The organism is Streptomyces sp. NPDC060028 (assembly GCF_042736725.1).
Lineage (GTDB): Bacteria > Actinomycetota > Actinomycetes > Streptomycetales > Streptomycetaceae > Streptomyces.
In genome coordinates, this window is sequence record NZ_JBHWVJ010000089.1 from 1 (window position 1) to 18,497 (window position 18,497).

Annotated in this window: 14 protein-coding genes and 1 tRNA gene; 8 read left to right on the forward strand and 7 right to left on the reverse strand. The window is 70.0% G+C overall.

Annotated features, from left to right (window positions below; translation table 11 throughout):
• Positions 1–58 precede the first annotated feature (58 nt).
• Genes ACFWBF_RS31080 through ACFWBF_RS31095 form a run of 4 tightly spaced genes read left to right on the forward strand, consistent with a single transcriptional unit; the run spans position 59 to position 4,411 of the window.
• On the forward strand, positions 59–991 hold the full coding sequence (locus ACFWBF_RS31080; RefSeq protein ID WP_385607747.1) for a branched-chain amino acid ABC transporter permease: 933 nt from the start codon (positions 59–61) through the stop codon (positions 989–991).
• A gap of 5 nt (positions 992–996) precedes the next feature.
• Positions 997–2,718 carry a branched-chain amino acid ABC transporter permease gene (locus ACFWBF_RS31085; protein ID WP_385607749.1) on the forward strand — a complete coding sequence of 574 codons (1,722 nt, stop codon included), beginning with the start codon at positions 997–999 and terminating at the stop codon, positions 2,716–2,718.
• A complete protein-coding gene (locus ACFWBF_RS31090) occupies positions 2,715–3,698 on the forward strand; it encodes an ABC transporter ATP-binding protein (RefSeq protein ID WP_385607751.1) in 984 nt (327 codons plus the stop codon). Before ACFWBF_RS31085 ends, ACFWBF_RS31090 begins: the two co-directional genes overlap by 4 nt.
• Positions 3,695–4,411, forward strand: a complete 717-nt coding sequence (locus ACFWBF_RS31095; protein ID WP_385607753.1) for an ABC transporter ATP-binding protein — start codon at positions 3,695–3,697, stop codon at positions 4,409–4,411. Before ACFWBF_RS31090 ends, ACFWBF_RS31095 begins: the two co-directional genes overlap by 4 nt.
• 64 nt (positions 4,412–4,475) lie before the next feature.
• Here the strand turns inward: ACFWBF_RS31095 and ACFWBF_RS31100 are convergent, their stop codons facing one another.
• Positions 4,476–5,102 (reverse strand): ANTAR domain-containing response regulator, encoded by a 627-nt coding sequence (locus ACFWBF_RS31100; RefSeq protein ID WP_385607790.1) that lies wholly within the window; start codon positions 5,100–5,102, stop codon positions 4,476–4,478.
• Positions 5,103–5,226: 124 nt separating this feature from the next.
• Between ACFWBF_RS31100 and ACFWBF_RS31105 the strand changes: the two genes are divergently transcribed.
• A tRNA-Leu gene (locus tag ACFWBF_RS31105) sits at positions 5,227–5,301 on the forward strand.
• 109 nt (positions 5,302–5,410) lie between these two features.
• Positions 5,411–6,166, forward strand: a complete 756-nt coding sequence (locus ACFWBF_RS31110; protein WP_385607755.1) for a transcriptional regulator — start codon at positions 5,411–5,413, stop codon at positions 6,164–6,166.
• A 13-nt stretch (positions 6,167–6,179) separates the two neighbouring features.
• On the opposite strand, the gene ACFWBF_RS31115 is transcribed toward ACFWBF_RS31110, so the two are convergent.
• Positions 6,180–6,791 carry a TetR/AcrR family transcriptional regulator gene (locus ACFWBF_RS31115; protein ID WP_385607756.1) on the reverse strand — a complete coding sequence of 204 codons (612 nt, stop codon included), beginning with the start codon at positions 6,789–6,791 and terminating at the stop codon, positions 6,180–6,182.
• Positions 6,792–6,861: 70 nt separating this feature from the next.
• Between ACFWBF_RS31115 and ACFWBF_RS31120 the strand changes: the two genes are divergently transcribed.
• On the forward strand, positions 6,862–7,407 hold the full coding sequence (locus ACFWBF_RS31120; protein WP_385607758.1) for an alpha/beta hydrolase: 546 nt from the start codon (positions 6,862–6,864) through the stop codon (positions 7,405–7,407).
• 92 nt (positions 7,408–7,499) lie between these two features.
• Here ACFWBF_RS31120 and pyk read toward each other — a convergent pair whose 3' ends face one another.
• Together pyk and ACFWBF_RS31130 are read right to left on the reverse strand one after the other, a co-directional pair.
• Positions 7,500–8,927, reverse strand: coding sequence for a pyruvate kinase (pyk, locus tag ACFWBF_RS31125; RefSeq protein ID WP_385607760.1), 1,428 nt, complete (start codon positions 8,925–8,927; stop codon positions 7,500–7,502).
• Between the two features lie 158 nt (positions 8,928–9,085).
• Positions 9,086–9,787, reverse strand: coding sequence for an SIMPL domain-containing protein (locus tag ACFWBF_RS31130; RefSeq protein ID WP_385607762.1), 702 nt, complete (start codon positions 9,785–9,787; stop codon positions 9,086–9,088).
• A 129-nt stretch (positions 9,788–9,916) separates the two neighbouring features.
• On the opposite strand from ACFWBF_RS31130, the gene ACFWBF_RS31135 reads away from it, so the two are divergent.
• Complete coding sequence (locus ACFWBF_RS31135; protein ID WP_385607792.1) at positions 9,917–11,716, forward strand: 5'-nucleotidase C-terminal domain-containing protein; 1,800 nt, start codon at positions 9,917–9,919, stop codon at positions 11,714–11,716.
• Positions 11,717–11,734: 18 nt separating this feature from the next.
• Here the strand turns inward: ACFWBF_RS31135 and ACFWBF_RS31140 are convergent, their stop codons facing one another.
• The 3 genes from ACFWBF_RS31140 to pepN form a co-directional block, all read right to left on the reverse strand.
• Positions 11,735–13,144 (reverse strand): lysine N(6)-hydroxylase/L-ornithine N(5)-oxygenase family protein, encoded by a 1,410-nt coding sequence (locus tag ACFWBF_RS31140; protein WP_385607764.1) that lies wholly within the window; start codon positions 13,142–13,144, stop codon positions 11,735–11,737.
• Positions 13,141–14,538, reverse strand: coding sequence for a pyridoxal phosphate-dependent decarboxylase family protein (locus ACFWBF_RS31145; protein WP_385607765.1), 1,398 nt, complete (start codon positions 14,536–14,538; stop codon positions 13,141–13,143). Before ACFWBF_RS31145 ends, ACFWBF_RS31140 begins: the two co-directional genes overlap by 4 nt.
• Before the next feature lie 1,368 nt (positions 14,539–15,906).
• Positions 15,907–18,489 (reverse strand): aminopeptidase N, encoded by a 2,583-nt coding sequence (gene pepN, locus ACFWBF_RS31150; RefSeq protein WP_385607767.1) that lies wholly within the window; start codon positions 18,487–18,489, stop codon positions 15,907–15,909.
• Positions 18,490–18,497 lie beyond the last annotated feature (8 nt).

The following is an 18,497-nucleotide window of genomic DNA, read 5'->3' on the forward strand; positions in this document are numbered from 1 at the left end:
GGCGCAAACAGCGCCCTCGCGCGGAGTCTTATCCGACACGCTCATCGGAGGCCCTGCGGTGCACGAACTGCCGCAACAGCTGGCCAACGGCCTGGCCCTCGGTGCCCTGTATGGCCTCATCGCCATCGGGTACACCATGGTCTACGGCATCGTCCAGCTCATCAACTTCGCCCACGGCGAGATATTCATGATCGGCGGGTTCGGCGCACTCACCGCCTACACCGCCCTCCCGACCGGCACCTCCCTGCTGATCGCGATACCCGTCATGATCGTCGGAGGCGCACTCGCCTCCGTCGCCGTAGCCACCGCAGCCGAACGCTTCGCGTACCGACCCCTGCGCAGCGCACCCCGGCTCGCCCCGCTCATCACCGCAATCGGCCTCTCGATCGCGCTCCAGCAACTCGTCTGGCAGTTCTACCCGGACGCCAAGAAGGCAGTCAGCTTCCCCGAATTCAAGGGTGAAGCCTTCAAGATCACCGACAGCCTCGCCATCCAGCGCGCCGACGCCTTCGTCCTCGTCCTCGCCCCGCTCTGCATGCTCGCCCTCGGCATCTTCGTCTCCAAGAGCCGCAGCGGCCGCGCCATGCAGGCCACCGCACAGGACCCCGACACCGCGAAGCTGATGGGCATCAACACCGACCGCATCATCGTCATGGCCTTCGCCATCGGTGCCGCGTTCGCCGCCGTCGCCGCCGTCGCCTACGGCCTCGACAAGGGCCAGATCAACTTCGAGATGGGCTTCATCCTCGGCCTCAAGGCCTTCACCGCAGCCGTCCTCGGCGGCATCGGCAACATCTACGGCGCCATGGTCGGCGGCATCGTCCTCGGCCTCGCCGAAGCCCTCTCGATCGCCTACATCGAAGACATCCCCGGCATGCAGCAGCTCGGCGGTGGAGCCTGGTCCAACGTCTGGGCGTTCGTACTCCTCATCGTCGTCCTCCTCGTGCGGCCACAAGGCCTGCTCGGTGAGCGCGTCGCGGATCGGGCGTGAGAACCATGACCACCAACACCACCCCGCAGACCGCCCCGGCCAAGCAGGGCACCGCCCCCGCCGCCCTGCTCTACACCGTCATCGGCGGCAGCCTGCTCACCGTCGTCAGCGCCTTCCTCGCATGGACGTGGACCGCCGAATTCCCCGGCGACCTGACGTACTACGGCAGCCCGGCCCCCATCCAGGCCCTCAGCCTGATCGGCGCCCTCCTCACCGCCGCCTACGCGCTCTCCGCGCTCGGCGTCAAGGGCCTGCGCTGGCTCGCCCCCACCGGCGCCCGCAAGCCCGTGTGGATCCTCGCGCTGGGAACCCTCGTCGGCACCTGGTTCACCGTCATCTCCATCGCCACGGTGCTCGGCGGCGTCGTCAACCTGGAGCCCGGCGCCTACGTCGCCCTGGCCGGCTCGCTCATCCCGGCCCTGGCCGCGTACAAGCTCCCCGACGACAGCCACAAGGCGGCCCCCGCCAAGAAGCTGCCCTCCTGGGCCGAGATCCTCATCATCACCGGCGTCTTCGCCCTCGGTCTCTACGTCATCACCTTCGGCATCGACACCGATGACAAGGAACCGCAGCTCTTCGTCACCTACCTGATCATCATCGGCTTCGCGGCCTTCGCCCTGCTCAAGTCCGGCCTCCTGGACCGCTTCAGCGCCATCACCGCGAACAACCGCCAGGTCACCCTCATGGGGACCGCGGCCGCCGCGGTCGCCTTCCCCTTCATCCAGCAGAGCGGCGACACCTACACGCTCATCGCGGTCAACATCCTGATCTTCGCGACCGTCGCCCTCGGCCTCAACGTCGTCGTCGGCCTCGCCGGCCTCCTCGACCTCGGTTACGTCGCCTTCCTCGGCGTCGGCGCCTACACGGCCGCGCTGGTCTCCGGAAGCACCGCCTCCGCCTTCGACATCCGCCTCCCCTTCTGGGCGGCCATGATCGTCGGCGCCCTCGCCTCGCTCGTCTTCGGCGTGGTCATCGGCGCACCGACCCTCCGCCTGCGCGGCGACTACCTCGCCATCGTCACCCTCGGCTTCGGAGAAATCTTCCGCATCGCCATGGGCAACCTCGACGGCGACTCCGGCCCGGACATCACCAACGGCCCCAACGGCATCCCCAACATCCCCCACCTCGAAATCCTCGGGTGGAACTTCGGGGAATCCCACGACGTCCTCGGCGTCACCCTCGGCGCCTACGCCAACTACTACTTCCTGATGCTGCTCGTCATGGCCCTGGTCATCCTGATCTTCGCCCGAGCCGGCAACAGCCGCATCGGCCGCGCCTGGGTCGCCATCCGCGAGGACGAGACCGCCGCCGAAGCCATGGGCATCAACGGCTTCAAGGTCAAGCTCATCGCCTTCGCCCTCGGCGCCACCCTCGCCGGCCTCGCCGGCACCGTCCAGGCACACGTCAACAGCACGGTCGTCCCCGAGAACTACGTCTTCGCCGGGCCCGTCCCGCCGAACTCCGCGTTCCTGCTCGCCGCCGTCATCCTCGGCGGCATGGGCACCATCCGCGGCCCCATCCTCGGCGCCGCACTGCTCTTCCTGATCCCGGCGAAGCTGGCCTTCCTCCAGGACTACCAGCTCCTCGCCTTCGGCATCGCCCTCATCCTGCTCATGCGCTTCCGCCCCGAAGGCCTCATCGCCAACAAGCGGGCGCAGCTCGAGTACCACGACGACACCGCTGACCAGGCCCCCACGGACCTGGCCACCGCCAAGGCGGGGGCGTGAACACCATGACGACCACAGACACCACCACCACGACCACCGTCCTCGAAGCCAGCGGCGTCACCATGCGCTTCGGCGGCCTCACCGCCGTCAAGGGCGTCGACCTCAAGGTCAACGCGGGCGAGATCGTCGGCCTCATCGGCCCCAACGGCGCCGGCAAGACCACCTTCTTCAACTGCCTCACCGGGCTGTACGTCCCCACCGAGGGAACCGTCAGCTACAAGGGCACCGTCCTGCCGCCCACGCCCCACAAGGTCACCGCAGCAGGCGTCGCCCGCACCTTCCAGAACATCCGGCTCTTCCACAACATGACCGTGCTGGAGAACGTCCTCGTCGGACGCCACACCCGCACCAAGGAAGGCCTCTGGTCCGCCATCCTGCGCGGCCCCGGCTTCAAGAAGGCCGAAGCCGCCAGCGAAGCACGGGCCATGGAACTCCTCGAGTTCATCGGGCTCCGGCACAAGGCCGGGCACCTCGCCAAGAACCTCCCCTACGGCGAACAGCGCAAGCTCGAAATCGCCCGCGCCCTCGCCAGCGACCCCGGCCTCATCCTCCTGGACGAGCCCACCGCCGGCATGAACCCGCAGGAAACCCGCACCGCCGAAGAACTCATCTTCGCCATCCGCGACATGGGCATCGCCGTACTCGTCATCGAGCACGACATGCGCTTCATCTTCAACCTCTGCGACCGCGTCGCCTGCCTCGTCCAGGGCGAAAAGCTCATCGAGGGCACCGCCGCCGAAGTCCAGGGCGACGAACGCGTCATCGCCGCCTACCTCGGCACCCCCTTCGAGGGCGCCCCGGGCGAGGAAGAAGTCGCCGAGGTCGAGGCCGCCGAAGCCCACGCGGAAGCAGCCGCGGACGCGGAGGCCGAGGCGGAGGCCGAGGCGGACGCCGACGCGGAGGCCGAGGCGGACGCCGACAGCACCACGGGCACCACCGGCACCACGGGCACGACCAGCACGGAAGGAGAGGCCAAGTGACCGCACTGCTCAAGGTCGAAGACCTCAAAGTCGCCTACGGCAAGATCGAAGCCGTCAAGGGAATCTCCTTCGAAGTCAACGAGGGCGAAATCGTCTGCCTCGTCGGCACCAACGGCGCCGGCAAGACGACCACCCTGCGCACCCTCTCCGGGCTCCTCAAGCCCACCTCCGGCAGCGTCACCTTCGACGGCAAGCCGCTGGCCGGCGTACCCGCCCACAAGATCGTCGCCATGAAGCTGGCCCACTCCCCCGAGGGACGCCACATCTTCCCCCGGCTGACGATCGCCGAGAACCTCCAGCTCGGCGCCTTCCTGCGCAGCGACAAGGAAGGCATCGAGAAGGACATCCAGCGCGCCTACGACCTCTTCCCCATCCTGGGAGAGCGCCGCAAGCAGGCCGCCGGCACCCTCTCGGGCGGCGAGCAGCAGATGCTCGCCATGGGCCGCGCCCTCATGTGCCAGCCCAAGCTGCTCATGCTGGACGAGCCCTCCATGGGCCTCTCCCCGCTCATGATGCAGAAGATCATGGCCACCATCGCCGAACTCAAGGCGACCGGCACCACGATCCTGCTCGTCGAGCAGAACGCCCAGGCCGCCCTCTCACTGGCCGACACGGCCCACGTGATGGAGATCGGCAAGATCGTCCTCTCCGGCACCGGCCAGGAGCTCCTCCACAACGAGGACGTCCGCAAGGCGTACCTCGGCGAGGACTAGGACGCACCAACACGTGAGGCCCGCCTCCCCTCGGGGGGAGGCGGGCCTCACGCATGTCCGCTGCCTACTTGCCGCCGTCCTTCTTCTTCGCCTCGGCGTCCTCGATGACCACCTCGGCGACCTGCTGCATGGACATCCGACGGTCCATGGACGACTTCTGGATCCACCGGAACGCGGCCGGCTCCGACAGCCCGTACTGCGTCTGCAGGATGCTCTTGGCACGGTCGACCAGCTTGCGGGTCTCCAGCCGCAGCGAGAGGTCCGCGACCTCCTTCTCCAGCGCCTTCAGCTCCGCGAAGCGCGAGACGGCCATCTCGATGGCCGGCACGACGTCGCTCTTGCTGAACGGCTTCACGAGGTACGCCATGGCCCCGGCGTCCCGCGCCCGCTCGACCAGGTCGCGCTGCGAGAACGCGGTGAGCATGAGCACGGGGGCGATGGACTCCTCCGCGATCTTCTCGGCGGCGGAGATGCCGTCCAGGACGGGCATCTTCACGTCGAGGATGACCAGGTCGGGCCGGTGCTCACGGGCGAGCTCGACGGCCTTCTGCCCGTCCCCGGCCTCGCCGACGACGGAGTACCCCTCCTCCTCGAGCATCTCCTTGAGGTCGAGACGGATGAGCGCCTCGTCCTCGGCGATGACGACACGCGTCGTCAACGGCGGAACGTGCGACTGGTCGGCGTCGGGCATGGGCGTCGACTCGTGCTCGGCGGTCACGAAGGCTCCTCTTTGCGGGGCATAACAGCTCCCCCGAGCCTACCCAGCTCCTGTAAGGTGGTGTCACGCAGGGTTCCCGCAATCCTTCGTTTCTTAGGCCCCAGTACTCCAACTGGTCAGAGAGGCCGCTCTCAAACAGCGGACAGTGTGGGTTCGAATCCCACCTGGGGCACCTTTCCTCGAATTCCAAGGTCACGCTGCAGCCGCCAGGTATCCCCCTTTCAGGGGAATCCGCTGGAAAGTGCACTCATGGGCGGAAGATTTTTCCCAGTGTCGTCCGTATGTACGATCTGGCAACTCGGCGCTATGCGCTCACCCTGCTCGGCACCGACCGCAGCCTGAACTCGGTCAGTAGGGAAACGGGGATATCCCGCTCCGCTCTGCGCGCCTGGCAACACCGCATCGAGCCTCTCCCCCGACTGAACCAAACCGCCTGCTCGGCTCCGGCGGACTCCGCCGCCTACGCATATCTACTTGGCCTCTATCTCGGTGACGGCTGCATCAGCCCCCACCCGCGCGGCGGGCACTACCTCCGCATCGTGTGTGCGGACGCGTGGCCGGGCCTCATCGAGCAGTGCCGCGCAGCGATCCTGGCGGTCCGGCCGACCGACAAGGCTTCTGTCCTGCAGCGCGAAGGCTGCGTTGCCGTCACCAGCTACGGGCGTCACTGGACGTGCCTGTTCCCGCAGCACGGGCCCGGCAAGAAGCACGAGCGGCGGATCGCCCTCGAAGGGTGGCAGCAAGAGATCGTCGATGCCCATCCCTGGGAGTTCATCCGGGGGCTGATCCACTCCGACGGGTGTCGCATCACCAACTGGACCACCCGCGTGGTCGGCGGCGTGAAGAAGCGCTACGAGTACCCCCGGTACTTCTTCACCAACAAGTCGGACGACATCCGCAAGCTCTGTACCGACACGCTCACCAAGGTCGGCGTCCAGTGGACGGTGCTGGCCCGGGGCAGCGACCCGTTCAACGTGTCCGTCGCCCGCAAGGAATCCGTCGCACTCATGGACGCGCACATCGGCCCCAAGTACTAGCCCCCGCCAACGGTCAGGCGGTTCCTCGGATCCCGTTGAGGACGCGTGAGACGTGGGCTTCGGCGTCGGTGGGGTCGAGGGGGGCGTGGGCGATGAGGAGGCGGTACCAGAAGGGGCCGAAGATCAGGTCGGCGGTGTGGTCGAGGTCGGTGTCGGCGGGGATTTCCTCGCGGGTGACGGCGCGGGTGAGGAGGGTGCGGAGGATTTCGCGGCGGGTGGCGGCCCAGGCGCGGAAGGGGTCGGTGAAGGCGGGGTCGAGTTGGGCTTCGGCCATGAGGCCGGTGAGGGCTTTGGTGCGGACGGGGTCGTTGCCGATGCGGTAGAGGTCGGTGACGAAGGCGGTGAGGTCGCCGGTGAGGCTGCCGGTGTCGGGTTCGGGGACGCGGGTGGCGGTTTCGTGGGTGTAGGCGTCCATGACGAGGGCGGGCTTGGATTTCCACCAGCGGTAGACGGTGCTTTTGGCGACGTTGGCGCGCTTGGCGACGCCTTCGATGGTGAGGGCGCCGTAGCCGTTTTCTACGAGGAGTGCGGCGGTGGCTTCGAGGACGGAGTGGTGTGCGTCTTCGTTGCGGAGGCGGCCGCCGGTGCGGGGTGGCTGGTTGGGGTTCTGGGGAGTGGTTGACACGGCTTCACGATAGCCCTACCGTTTTATCGAAACGCTGCGTAGCGTTTCGATTGATCAGGGGGGTTCAGTCATGAGCGGGATCGTGATCGCGCAGGGGTACGGCATGACCGGTGACGAGCACTGGTACGGGTCCGTGGCGGAGGAGTTCTCGGCCGAGGGGCACGAGGTGGTGGTGCCGGACTTCCCGGAGCCGTTCGCGCCGGAGGCGGAGGCGCGGGGGGCTCCGGCGGGCGAGACGGTGCTGGTGGGGCACAGCCCGGGCGGGGTGAATGTGCTGCGTTTGCTTCAGCGGCACGACACGGCGGCCGAGGGGGCGTTCGCGGGGGTGGTGTTCGTGGCGTCGATGGCCGGCGAGGTGGGTTATGACGCGCTGGTGCCGTTCTTCTCGCCGGAGTTCGACTGGCGGCGGATTCGTCGGGCGGCGCGGGAGTTTCGGGTGTTGCATGCGGCGGATGACCCGGTGACGGGTGAGCGGACGGCGGAGCATGTGATGCGGTTGGTGAAGGAGTTGGGCGCCGAGGCGCGGGTGACTGCGTCGGGTGGGCATGTTCCCAGTACGGGTGGGAGTCGGCCTGAGTTGCCTGCGGCGGCCCGTCTTATACGTGAGGTGCTGTAGCCGGGGTGCCGGCGACGGTTGCGGGCGGTCTCGGCGGTGGGCCGTGACCGCGCGGGAACGGCTGGTGCCGTTCCCGCTGGGTGTGGCTGGTGTTATCGGACGGCGTCACCGATGTGGTGGACGCGGACGAGGTTGGTGGATCCGGTGACGCCGGGGGGCGAGCCGGCTGTGATCACGACGATGTCGCCGGGGACGCAGCGGCCGATGCGCAGGAGTTCTTCTTCGACCTGGGCGACCATGGCGTCGGTGGAGTCGACGTGGGGGCCGAGGAAGGTTTCGACGCCCCAGGTGAGGTTGAGCTGGGAGCGGGTGGAGGGGTCTGGGGTGAAGGCGAGGAGGGGGATGGGTGAGCGGTAGCGGGAGAGCCGGCGGACGGTGTCTCCGCTTTGGGTGAAGGCGACGAGGAATTTGGCGCCGAGGAAGTCGCCCATTTCGGCGGCGGCGCGGGCGACTGCGCCGCCTTGGGTGCGGGGCTTGTTCCGGTCGGTGAGTGGGGGGAGGCCCTTGGCGAGGATGTCTTCCTCGGCGGCTTCGACGATGCGGGACATGGTGCGGACGGTTTCGACGGGGTATTTGCCGACGCTGGTTTCGCCGGAGAGCATGACGGCGTCGGTGCCGTCGATGACGGCGTTGGCGACGTCGGAGGCTTCTGCGCGGGTGGGCCGGGAGTTGTCGATCATCGAGTCGAGCATTTGGGTGGCGACGATGACGGGCTTGGCGTTGCGTTTGGCGAGCTTGACGGCGCGCTTCTGGACGATGGGGACTTGTTCCAGGGGCATTTCGACGCCGAGGTCGCCGCGGGCGACCATGATGCCGTCGAAGGCGGCGACGATGTCGTCGATGTTTTCGACTGCCTGAGGCTTTTCGATCTTGGCGATGACGGGGAGTCGTCGGCCTTCTTCGTCCATGATGCGGTGGACGTCTTCGATGTCGCTGCCGCTGCGGACGAAGGAGAGGGCGATGACGTCGGCGCCGGTGCGCAGGGCCCAGCGGAGGTCTTCGATGTCTTTTTCGGAGAGGGCGGGTACGGAGACTGCGACGCCGGGGAGGTTGAGTCCCTTGTTGTCGGAGACCATGCCTCCTTCGATGACGAGGGTGCGGACGCGGGGGCCGTCTACCGCTACGACTTGGAGGGTGACGCGGCCGTCGTCGACGAGGATGCGTTCGCCGGTGGTGACGTCTGCGGCGAGGCCTTTGTAGGTGGTGCCGCAGGTGTGGCGGTCGCCTTCGTGGTCTTCGACGGTGATGGTGAACTCGTCACCGCGTTCAAGGAGTACGGGTCCTTCGCGGAAGCGGCCGAGGCGGATCTTCGGGCCTTGAAGGTCCGCGAGGATGCCGACGCTGCGGCCGGTTTCGTCGGAGGCCTTGCGTACGCGGTGGTAGCGCTCCTCGTGGTCGGCGTAGCTGCCGTGGCTGAGGTTGAATCGGGCGATGTCCATTCCGGCTTCGACCAGGGCTTTGATCTGGTCGTATGAGTCGGTGGCGGGGCCCAGGGTACATACGATTTTCGCTCGGCGCATGAGGCGAGCGTATGCCCCTACCAGGGAGTAGGAAATTGGTTCCGAGTGTCCACTCAACAACCTTTGAGCAAAAGGTTGTTGACAATTGTTGAATGTGCATGGGGGTGCTCTGATGAGCACCCCCGGAGCGCCGAATGCGGGCTTCTAGGACGGCACGATCAGAGCTGGGGAGGGGTCATCGTGAAGCGGGCGTTCACCTGCGCGTAGACGGTCTGGCGCTGGGGTTCAAGGTCGAGTGGCGGGGGGCCGGCGTCTTCGGACGCGCTGAAGGCCATGGTGCGCATTCCGGCGCCGGGGGCTCCCTGGAAGGGGAGGGCGTTCTCGGCGCCGAGGTCGGCGAGTTCGACGAGTGCGGCGAGGTGGGCACCGAGGGCGGCGGCGTATTCGCGGGCTCGCTGGACGGCTTCGAGTACGGCTTGGCGGCGGGCTTCGCCGTGGGCGGGTGAGGTGGGGCGCAGGGCCCACCAGGGGCCGTCCACCTGGGTGAGTTCGAGGTCGGCGAGGCGGGTGGTGAGTTCGCCGAGGGTGGTGAAGTCGTTCAGTTCGGCGGTGATGTGGACGCGTCCGTGGTAGGCGCGGATGCGTTCGCCGCGGCCGTGGCGGGTGAGTTCGGGGGTGATGGAGAAGGCGCCGGTTTCGATGTTCTCTACGGGGTCGCCGTAGCTTTTGACGAGGTCGAGGACGGTGTTGTTGCGGCGGGTGAGGTCTTCGAGTGCGGTGCGGCGGTCGGTGCCGCGGGCGCTGACGGTGATCCCGATGCGGGCGATCTCGGGGTCGACTTCGAGGCGGGCTTCGCCGCGGACGGCGACGCGGGGTACTTCGGGGGTTCCGTAGGGCTGGTGCGATGCGTCCTGGGTCATGGCTTCACTCTCGCACCGTCGCTCGTAGGGGTGTGGTCATCGGATCGAAACCCGGGTGGGGGTGTTGCTGGTTGTTACCGGTGGGTCAGAATCTACGCGCGTTGTTCACGCCTCAAAAGGGGAGATGGCATGGCGTTCGACCGTAGGACATTTCTGGGCACCTCGGCTGCGACCGGGGCGGGCGTGGCGTTGGCGGGGGCCACGAGCACCCCTGCCGCCGCACAGCCCGTATCGGGAGGGCCGGGGCCGCGGACGTACTCGTTCACGGTGATGGGGACGACCGATCTGCACGGGAATGTCTTCAACTGGGATTACTTCACGGACAAGGAGTTCGACGACAAGGCGCACAATGACGTCGGTCTGGCGAAGATCTCCACTCTGGTGGATCAGGTGCGTGCGGAGAAGGGGCGGTGCAACACGCTGCTGATCGATGCCGGTGACACCATTCAGGGCACGCAGTTGTCGTACTACTACGCGAAGGTGGACCCGATCACCGCGCGGCGGGGCCCGGTGCATCCGATGGCTCAGGCGATGAACGCGATCGGGTATGACGCGGCGGCGCTGGGCAACCACGAGTTCAATTACGGCATTCCGGTGCTGCGCAAGTTCGAGGAGCAGTGCGATTTCCCGCTGCTGGGGGCCAATGCGCTGGATGCCAAGACGCAGCGGCCGGCGTTCGCGCCGTACAGCATGCACCGGCTGCGGACCCCGCACGGGCGCGATGTGAAGGTGGCGGTGCTGGGGCTGACGAACCCGGGGATCGCGATCTGGGACAAGGCGAATGTGCAGGGGAAGATGACGTTCCCCGGTCTGGAGGAGCAGGCGGCGAAGTACGTGCCGCGGCTGCGTTCGATGGGTGCGGACGTGGTGATCGTTTCGGCGCATTCGGGGTCGAGCGGTACGTCGAGCTACGGGGACCAGCTTCCGTACGTCGAGAACGCGGCGGGTCTGGTGGCCGAGCAGGTGCCGGGGATCGACGCGATCCTGGTGGGGCACGCGCACACGGAGATCCCGGAGTACCGGGTGAAGAACAAGGCGACGGGCAAGGACGTGGTCCTGTCGGAGCCGCTCAAGTGGGGGCAGCGTCTGACGCTGTTCGACTTCGAGCTGACGTGGGCCAAGGGCTGTTGGTCGGTGGCGAAGGTGTCGGCTCGGGTGCTGAACTCCAACACGGCTGCGGAGGACCCGAAGATCACCCGGCTGCTGTCGGACGAGCACCGCAAGGTCGTGACGTACGTCAACCAGGTGATCGGGACCTCGACGCAGGCGATGTCCTCGGCGGACGGTCCGGTCAAGGACGTGGCGATCATCGACTTGATCAGTCATGTGCAGGCGGAGACGGTGAAGGCCGCGCTGGCGGGTACGGAGTGGGCGGCGCTGCCGGTGCTGTCGCAGGCGTCGTGTTTCTCGCGGACGGCGTCGATCCCGGCCGGCCAGGTGACGCTCAAGGACGCGGCGGGGTTGTACCCGTTCGAGAACACGCTGGAGGCGCGGCTGCTGACGGGCGCGCAGGTGAGGGCGTACCTGGAGTACTCGGCGAGGTATTACGTGCAGACCGCGCCGGGTGATGTGGTGGATCCGGCGAAGCTGACGAACGCGGAGAACACGCCGGACTACAACTACGACGCTGTGTACGGGCTGACGTATGACATCGACATCGCGCAGCCGGCGGGTTCGCGGATCACGGGGCTGTCCTTCCAGGGGAAGGCGGTCGATCCGGCGGCGCAGTTCGTGTTGGCGGTGAACAACTACCGGGCTTCCGGTGGCGGGAACTTCCCGCATGTGCCGCAGGCCCGGCAGGTGTGGGCGAATTCGGACGAGATCCGTAACACGATCATCCAGTGGGTGAAGGCGAAGGGGACGATCGACCCGGCGCAGTTCGCGTCGGTGGACTGGCGGCTGACGCGGGCCGGGATACCGGTGTTCTAGCCGTCGCCTTCTTGAGCACTAGGGGTGTTCGACCAGTGGGAGCAGTTCGCCGGCCGGCTGGGGGCGGGTGTGTTCCCGCTGGTCGAGGCCGAAGGTGGTGAAGGCGGTGCGGGTGGGCTGGGGGTAGGGCTCTTTGCCCGTGAGGGTGTTCAGGATGGCGGCGCTGCGCCAGGCGGCGAGGCCGAGGTCGGGGGTTCCGACGCCGTGGGTGTGGCGTTCGCCGTTCTGGACGAAGATGCTGCCGGTGACGGCGGGGTCGGTGATCATCCGGTAGCGGTCGTCGATGCGGGGGCGGCCGGAGGAGTCTTTGCGCAGGTAGGGGTCGAGGCCTGCGAGGAGACGGCCGAGGGGGCGCTCCTGGTAGCCGGTGGCGAGGATCACGGCGTCGGTGGTGAGGCGGGAGCGGGTGCCTTGTTCCCCGTGTTCGAGGTGGAGTTCGACCTTGCTGGTGGCGACGCGGCCGGCGGTGCGGACGCTGACTCCGGGGGTGAGGACGGCGTCGGGCCAGCTGCCGTCGAGGGTGCGGCGGTAGAGCTCTTCGTGGATGGCGGCGATGGTGTCGGCGTCGATGCCCTTGTGGAGTTGCCATTGGGCGGGGACGAGCCGGTCGCGGACGGGTTCGGGCAGGGAGTGGAAGTAGCGGGTGTAGTCGGGGGTGAAGTGTTCCAGGCCGAGCTTGGAGTACTCCATGGGGGCGAAGGAGGGGGTGCGGGCGAGCCAGGTGAGGCGTTCGCGGCCGGCGGGGCGGGAGCGGAGCAGGTCGAGGAAGACTTCGGCGCCGGACTGGCCGGATCCGATGACGGTGACGTGGTCCGCGCCGAGGATGCGTTGCCGGTTGTCGAGGTATTCGGCGGAGTGGATCACCGGGACGGTGGGGGCTTCGGCGAGGGGGCGCAGGGGTTCGGGGATGTAGGGGGCGGTGCCGACGCCGAGGACGAGGTTGCGGGTGTGGGTGCGGCCGAGGGCTTCGGCTTCCCCGCCGGCGTCGAGTTGGATGAAGTCGACTTCGAAGACGTCTCGTTCGGGGTTCCAGCGGACGGCGTCGACCTGGTGGCCGAAGTGGAGTCCGGGCAGGCGGCCGGCGACCCAGCGGCAGTAGGCGTCGTACTCGGCGCGCTGGATGTGGAACTGCTCGGCGAAGTAGAAGGGGAAGAGTCGTTCCTTGTGCTTGAGGTAGCTGAGGAAGGACCAGGGGCTGGCGGGGTCGGCGAGGGTGACGAGGTCGGCGAGGAAGGGGACTTGGAGGGTGGCTCCTTCGATGAGGAGCCCGGGGTGCCAGCGGAAGTCGCGGCGCTGGTCGTAGAAGGCGGTGGCGAGTTCACCCGCACCCTGTTGGGGCAGCCCGTGGGCGAGGGCGGCGAGGGAGAGGTTGAAGGGGCCGATGCCGATTCCGACAAGGTCGTGGGGTGCATCGAGCTGGGCGGTCATCGGTGGGTGCTGCCTTCCAGGAGGTTCACGAGGGCGTCCAGGTCCCCCGGCGTGGTGTGGGGGTTGAGCAGCGTGGCTTTGAGCCACAGGCGGCCGTCTGCGGTCGCCCGGCCCAGGACGGCGCTGCCGTCGAGGAGGAGGGTGCGGCGCAGGGCGGCGAGCCGGGTGTCGTCGGCGTGGGTGGGGCGGAACAGGACGGTGCTGATGGTGGGCGCCGCGTGGAGTTCGAAGGCGGGGTGTGCTTCGAGGAGGCGGGCGAACTGGGCGGCCAGGTCGCAGGTGCGGTCGACGAGGTGGGTGAGGCCGTCGCGGCCGAGGGAGCGCAGGGTGGCTGCGATTTTGAAGGCGTCGGCGCGGCGGGTGGTGCGCAGGGAACGGCCGAGGAGGTCGGGGAGTCCGGCTTCGGTGTCGTCGGGGGCGTTGAGGTAGTCGGCCTGGTGGGCGAGGGGGGCCAGCAGGGCGGTGTCGGGGACGGCGAGGAGTCCGGCGGCGATGGGCTGCCAGCCGAGTTTGTGCAGGTCGAGGGTGATGGACCGGGCGCGGGTGAGGCCGGTGAGTTTGGTGCGGTGGCGGGGGCTGAGGGCGAGGAGGCCGCCGTATGCGGCGTCGATGTGGAGGTCGGCGTTGCCGTGCCGGTCGCAGAGGTCGGCGAGGTCGGCGAGGGGGTCGATGAGTCCGGCGTCGGTGGTGCCGGCGGTGGCGGTGACGAGGACGGGGCCGGGGGTGGTGGCGAGGGCCTCGGCGAGGGTGGCGGGGTCGAGGGTGCCGGTGGGGGTCGGCAGGGCTTTGGCGGGGGGCAGTGCGAGGAGCCAGGCGGCGCGGGGGATGGAGTGGTGGGCGTTGGCTCCGTGTAGGACGGTGAGGTGGGGTCCGTGGCGTTCGCGGGCGAGCAGGAGGGCCAGTTGGTTGGCTTCGGTGCCGCCGGTGGTGAGGATGGCGTCGGCGTGGGGGGTGGTGTAGAACTCGGCGGCCAGTGCGCGGGTGACCATGGTTTCGATCGCGGAGGCGGCGGGGGCCTGGTCCCAGGAGTCGAGGGAGGGGTTGAGGGCGCTGGCGGCGAGGTCGGCGGCGGCCGCGACGGCGAGGGGCGGGCAGTGCAGGTGGGCTGCGCAGAGCGGGTCGGCGGGGTCGGCCGCGCCGGCGGTGAGGGTGTGTACGAGGGTCCGCAGTGCTTCGTGGTCGCCGTGTCCGTGGTCGGGGAGTACGGTGCCCAGTTCGGCCTGGACGCGGGCGGCGAGGGCGCCGGGGCCGCCGGCCGGCAGGGGTCCGCCGCGCGCTTGGGCTCCGCTGTGCAGTGCCTCCAGGACGGTGTCGAGCAGGGGCCGCAGGGCGTGGGCGCCCGCGCGGCCGCCGGCGAGCGGGGGCGGTGTGCCGGGGCCGGGCGGCGCTGTCATGCGGTGTCCTCACGGGAACGGGGCGGCGGTGCGGTGCCGCCTGGCGGCGGGCGTTGCTCCGCTGACGGGGCGGGCACCCGACCGGTACAACGATCAGACCCGAATGGGGTAACCGCCGGGATTTGTCCGAATCGGCGTCCCGTCGCCTCACGGCCGATGCCGCTGCCTCGGCCGGGGATTGCGGGGGCCGGGCCCTGCGGGCTGCTGCGGGGGCCCCGCGGGCGGCGGTGCGAGTCCGGGCCCCGCAAGCGGGCGCCCACCACCGGTCGTGCGGGGCTGGGCACCCCGGGTGGCGCCATTGGCCGCGGTGCCCTGGAGCCACGGCCGGGCGAGCGGGGGCCTACGGCCGGTGGCCCCTGGACCCATGCGGGGCAGGTGGTACGGGGCTTGCCCCCGCAGAGGGGTTGCACCTGAGGCCATGGGGCCCGGCCTACCGGCCGTCCGGGCGGGGCGCCGCAGGCGAGTCAGGCCCCACGGGCGGGCATCGCCGACCGGCGGCGCCAGGGGCCACGCGGGACCGGGCGCCACGGCGCCACCGGCGGTCCGAACCCGGGGCACCACAGCCGGGCATCGCCGACCGGCCCCAGAGGCGGGTCCGGGCCCCGCTGGCGACACCGCCGGCCGACGGCACCAGGAGCCGCGGGGCCGGGCGCGCATGCGCTGCGGCGCAAGGCCCCACCGGCGGTGCCGGCCCGCCGCACCACAGGCGGTGCGGGCGCGGGACACAGGCCAGTCAGGCGCCACAGGCGGGTGCGGGGCCAGGCCCCACAGGGGTGCGGGACCCAGCCCCCAGGCGGTGCGGCCTGGCTCCGCAGGCGAGTCAAGCACCGCAGAGGGGTGCGGGGTCGGGGCCCCACAGGCGGGCCAGGCCCCACAGGGGTGTGGGACCCAGCCCTCAGACGGCGCGGCCCTGCCCCAGGCGGGTGCCGGCCCGGCCCCGCAGGCGGGTCAGGCCCCACAGGCGGGTGCAGGGCCGGGGCCCCGCAGGGGCCAGACGCCACAGGGCGCGGGGCCAACTCCCGCAGGCGGCGCGGCCCGGCCCCCCAGGCGGGGTGCCGTACCCGGCCCCGCAGGCGAGTCAGCGTCACAGGCGGGTGTGGGCCCCGGCCCCACAGGCGGGTGCCGGCCCGGCCGCCCCCGCAGGCGAGTCAGGCCCCCACAGGCGGGTGCAGGGCCGGGCCCCGCAGGTGGGCCAGACGCCACAGGGCGCGGGGTCAAGTCCCGCAGGCGGCGCGGCCCTGCCCCCCAGGCGGGGTGCCGGACCACGTCCCACCGGGGGTGCGGGGGCCGCCCGTTCCCGGACCAGGCCCCACCGGGGGCGGGGGGTGCCGCCGCAGGCGGAGACGACGGGCTGCCGGGGTTCGGGGGTCAGGGGTTGCGGACGTGGAGGGCTCGGGCGAGGTCCGCGAGGTGGTCGGCCAGTTGGCGGCGGAGGCTGGGGAGGAGGTCGGGGGTGGTCAGGCAGGCGTGGCCGGCCTGGAGGTTGGCCTCGTCCACCGCGTGGCCCGGGAAGGCCCAGCGGCCCGCGGCGTCGCCGATGGCCGGGCCGCGGCGGGCGGCGAGGGACACGGCCTCGGGGTAGTAGCGGGCGACGTAGCCCCGTAGGAGGTCGGCCTGTTCGGGCTGCCAGAAGCCATGGGCGGTGGCGGTGAAGACGTAGTTGGACAGGGTGTCGTCGTGGAAGAGCCGCTGCCAGGCGGCTTCCTTGGCCTGCGCCGTGGGGAGGGCGGCGCGGCAGCGGGCCGCGCCCTCCTCCCCGGTGGCGCTGGGGTCGGCGGCGAGGGCGGCGTCGATCTCGGCCTCCCCGACGGCGCCGAGGACGGAGAGCCGGGCGAGGATGCGCCAGCGCAGTTCGGGGTCGAGTTCGGGGCCGCCGGTGACGGAGCCGTCGGCGAGCCAGGCGGTGAGGGTGTCGGGCTGGGTGGCGCTGTCGATGAAGACGCGTACGGCGGCGAGCCGCAGCCCCGGGTTCGAGCCGTCTTCGGTGCGCCGCAGCAGGTCGCGGGCGATGGAGGTGATGACGGCGAGCGCCGCGGCGCGCTGCTCGGGGGCGACGTAGCGGTCCGCGACCTGGGTGCGGGCGAAGGTGAGGACGCCCTGGACGATGGCGAGGTCGGCCTCGGCGGGTACGTGGGCGCCGGCGGTGGCCAGGTAGTCCTCGGGGGCGAGTTCGCCGTCGCGGACCATGTCGCGCAGGGAGTTCCAGACGACGGCGCGGGTGAGCGGGTCGGCGATGCGGGAGAGGCCGCGCAGGGCGGTTTCGAGGGAGTCCTCGTCGAGGCGGATCTTGGCGTAGGTGAGGTCGCCGTCGTTGAGGACGAGGAGGGCGGGGCGGGGGCCGCTCACCGACAGGATCTCGTCGCTCGGGATGTCGAGGTCGATGGTCTCGCGCAGTTCGAGGGCGCCGTCCGGGGCGTGGTCGTGGAGGCTGGCGGCGATGCGGTGGGGGCGGCTGCCCTGGCGGTCGACGGTGAGGGTCCAGCCGGCGGCGCCGCCCGAATCTTCCGAGCCTCCGGCGCCTCCCGCGCCGCCCGCGCCGCCCGGACCTCCCTCGCCGCCCGAACCTCCGGAGCTCACCTCGATCCGCGGGGTGAGCGTGTCGATGCCGGTGGTGCGCAGCCACGCCTCGGCCCAGGCGTGGACGTCGCGGTCGGTGTGTGCGGCGAGGGAGTCGACGAAGTCGGCGAGGGAGGCGTTGGCGAACTTGTGGCGGGCGAAGTGGGTGTTGATGCCGGCGAGGAAGTCCTTCTCGCCGAGCCAGGCGACGAGTTGGCGCAGCGCGGAGGCGCCCTTGGCGTAGGAGATGCCGTCGAAGTTGAGGAGGGCGGAGGCGGTGTCGGGCACGGCGTCGGGGTCGGGCGCGACGGGGTGGGTGGAGGGGCGCTGGTCGGCGTCGTAGCCCCAGGACTTGCGGGTGACGCCGAAGTCGGTCCAGGTCTCGGTGAAGCGGGTGGCTTCGGTGAGGGTTTGGTAGCCCATGTACTCGGCGAAGGACTCGTTGAGCCAGATGTCGTCCCACCAGCGCAGCGTGACGAGGTCGCCGAACCACATGTGGGCCATCTCGTGGGCGATGACCATGGCGCGGGTCTGGCGTTCGGTGTCGGTGACGGCGGAGCGGTAGATGAACTCGTCGCGGAAGGTGACGAGGCCGGGGTTCTCCATGGCGCCGGCGTTGAACTCGGGGACGAACGCCTGGTCGTAGGAGTCGAAGGGGTAGGGCTCGGTGAACTTCTCGTGGTAGCGGTCGAAGCAGTCGGTCGTGACGGAGAGGATTTCGTCGGCGTCCGCGTTCATGTGGGGGGCGAGGGACTGTCGGCAGTGGATGGCGAACGGCAGTCCGGCGTGCTCGGTGCGGATGCTGTGCCAGGGGCCGCCGGCGACGGCCGCGAGGTAGGTGGAGATGACGGGGGTCGCGGCGGACTGCCAGATGCCGGCGCCGTCGCCCTCGCGGTCGCCGGTGCGGGTGGTGATGCCGTTGGCGAGGACGGTCCAGTGCGCGGGCGCGGTGACGGTGAACTCGAAGACGGCCTTCAGGTCGGGCTGGTCGAAGGCGGGGAAGACGCGCTGGACGTCGTCCATGAACATCTGGGTGTAGACGTACGCCTCCCCGTCCGCGGGGTCGGTGAAGCGGTGCAGGCCTTCGCCCGTGCGGGAGTAGCGCATGCGGGCGTTGATCCGCAGCTCGTGGGTGCCTTGGGTGAGGCCCGTGAGCGGGAGGCGGTTGCCGGCGAGGGTGGCCGGGTCGACGGGGTGGCCGTCGAGCTCGGCGGAGCGCAGTTCGTCCGGTTTCAGCTCCACGAACGTGTCGCCGGCGGTGCGCGCGGCGAAGCGGATGACGGTGGTGGAGTCGAAGGTCTCGTCGCCGCCGGTGAGGTCGAGGGCGACGGCGTAGTGGCGGACGTCGAGGAGCTGGGCTCGGAGCTGCGCTTCGTTGCGCGTCAGTGCGGACATGGGGCTCA

Bases quoted from the DNA above. Each gene is read 5' to 3' on its own strand.
- ACFWBF_RS31130 (WP_385607762.1), bottom strand. From the start codon at position 9,787: ATGACCCAGGACGCATCGCACCAGCCCTACGGAACCCCCGAAGTACCC.
- pepN (WP_385607767.1), bottom strand. From the start codon at position 18,489: ATGTCCGCACTGACGCGCAACGAAGCGCAGCTCCGAGCCCAGCTCCTC.
- ACFWBF_RS31135 (WP_385607792.1), top strand. From the start codon at position 9,917: ATGGCGTTCGACCGTAGGACATTTCTGGGCACCTCGGCTGCGACCGGG.
- ACFWBF_RS31110 (WP_385607755.1), top strand. From the start codon at position 5,411: ATGTACGATCTGGCAACTCGGCGCTATGCGCTCACCCTGCTCGGCACC.
- ACFWBF_RS31145 (WP_385607765.1), bottom strand. From the start codon at position 14,538: ATGACAGCGCCGCCCGGCCCCGGCACACCGCCCCCGCTCGCCGGCGGC.
- ACFWBF_RS31120 (WP_385607758.1), top strand. From the start codon at position 6,862: ATGAGCGGGATCGTGATCGCGCAGGGGTACGGCATGACCGGTGACGAG.
- pyk (WP_385607760.1), bottom strand. From the start codon at position 8,927: ATGCGCCGAGCGAAAATCGTATGTACCCTGGGCCCCGCCACCGACTCA.
- ACFWBF_RS31100 (WP_385607790.1), bottom strand. From the start codon at position 5,102: ATGCCCGACGCCGACCAGTCGCACGTTCCGCCGTTGACGACGCGTGTC.
- ACFWBF_RS31140 (WP_385607764.1), bottom strand. From the start codon at position 13,144: ATGACCGCCCAGCTCGATGCACCCCACGACCTTGTCGGAATCGGCATC.
- ACFWBF_RS31085 (WP_385607749.1), top strand. From the start codon at position 997: ATGACCACCAACACCACCCCGCAGACCGCCCCGGCCAAGCAGGGCACC.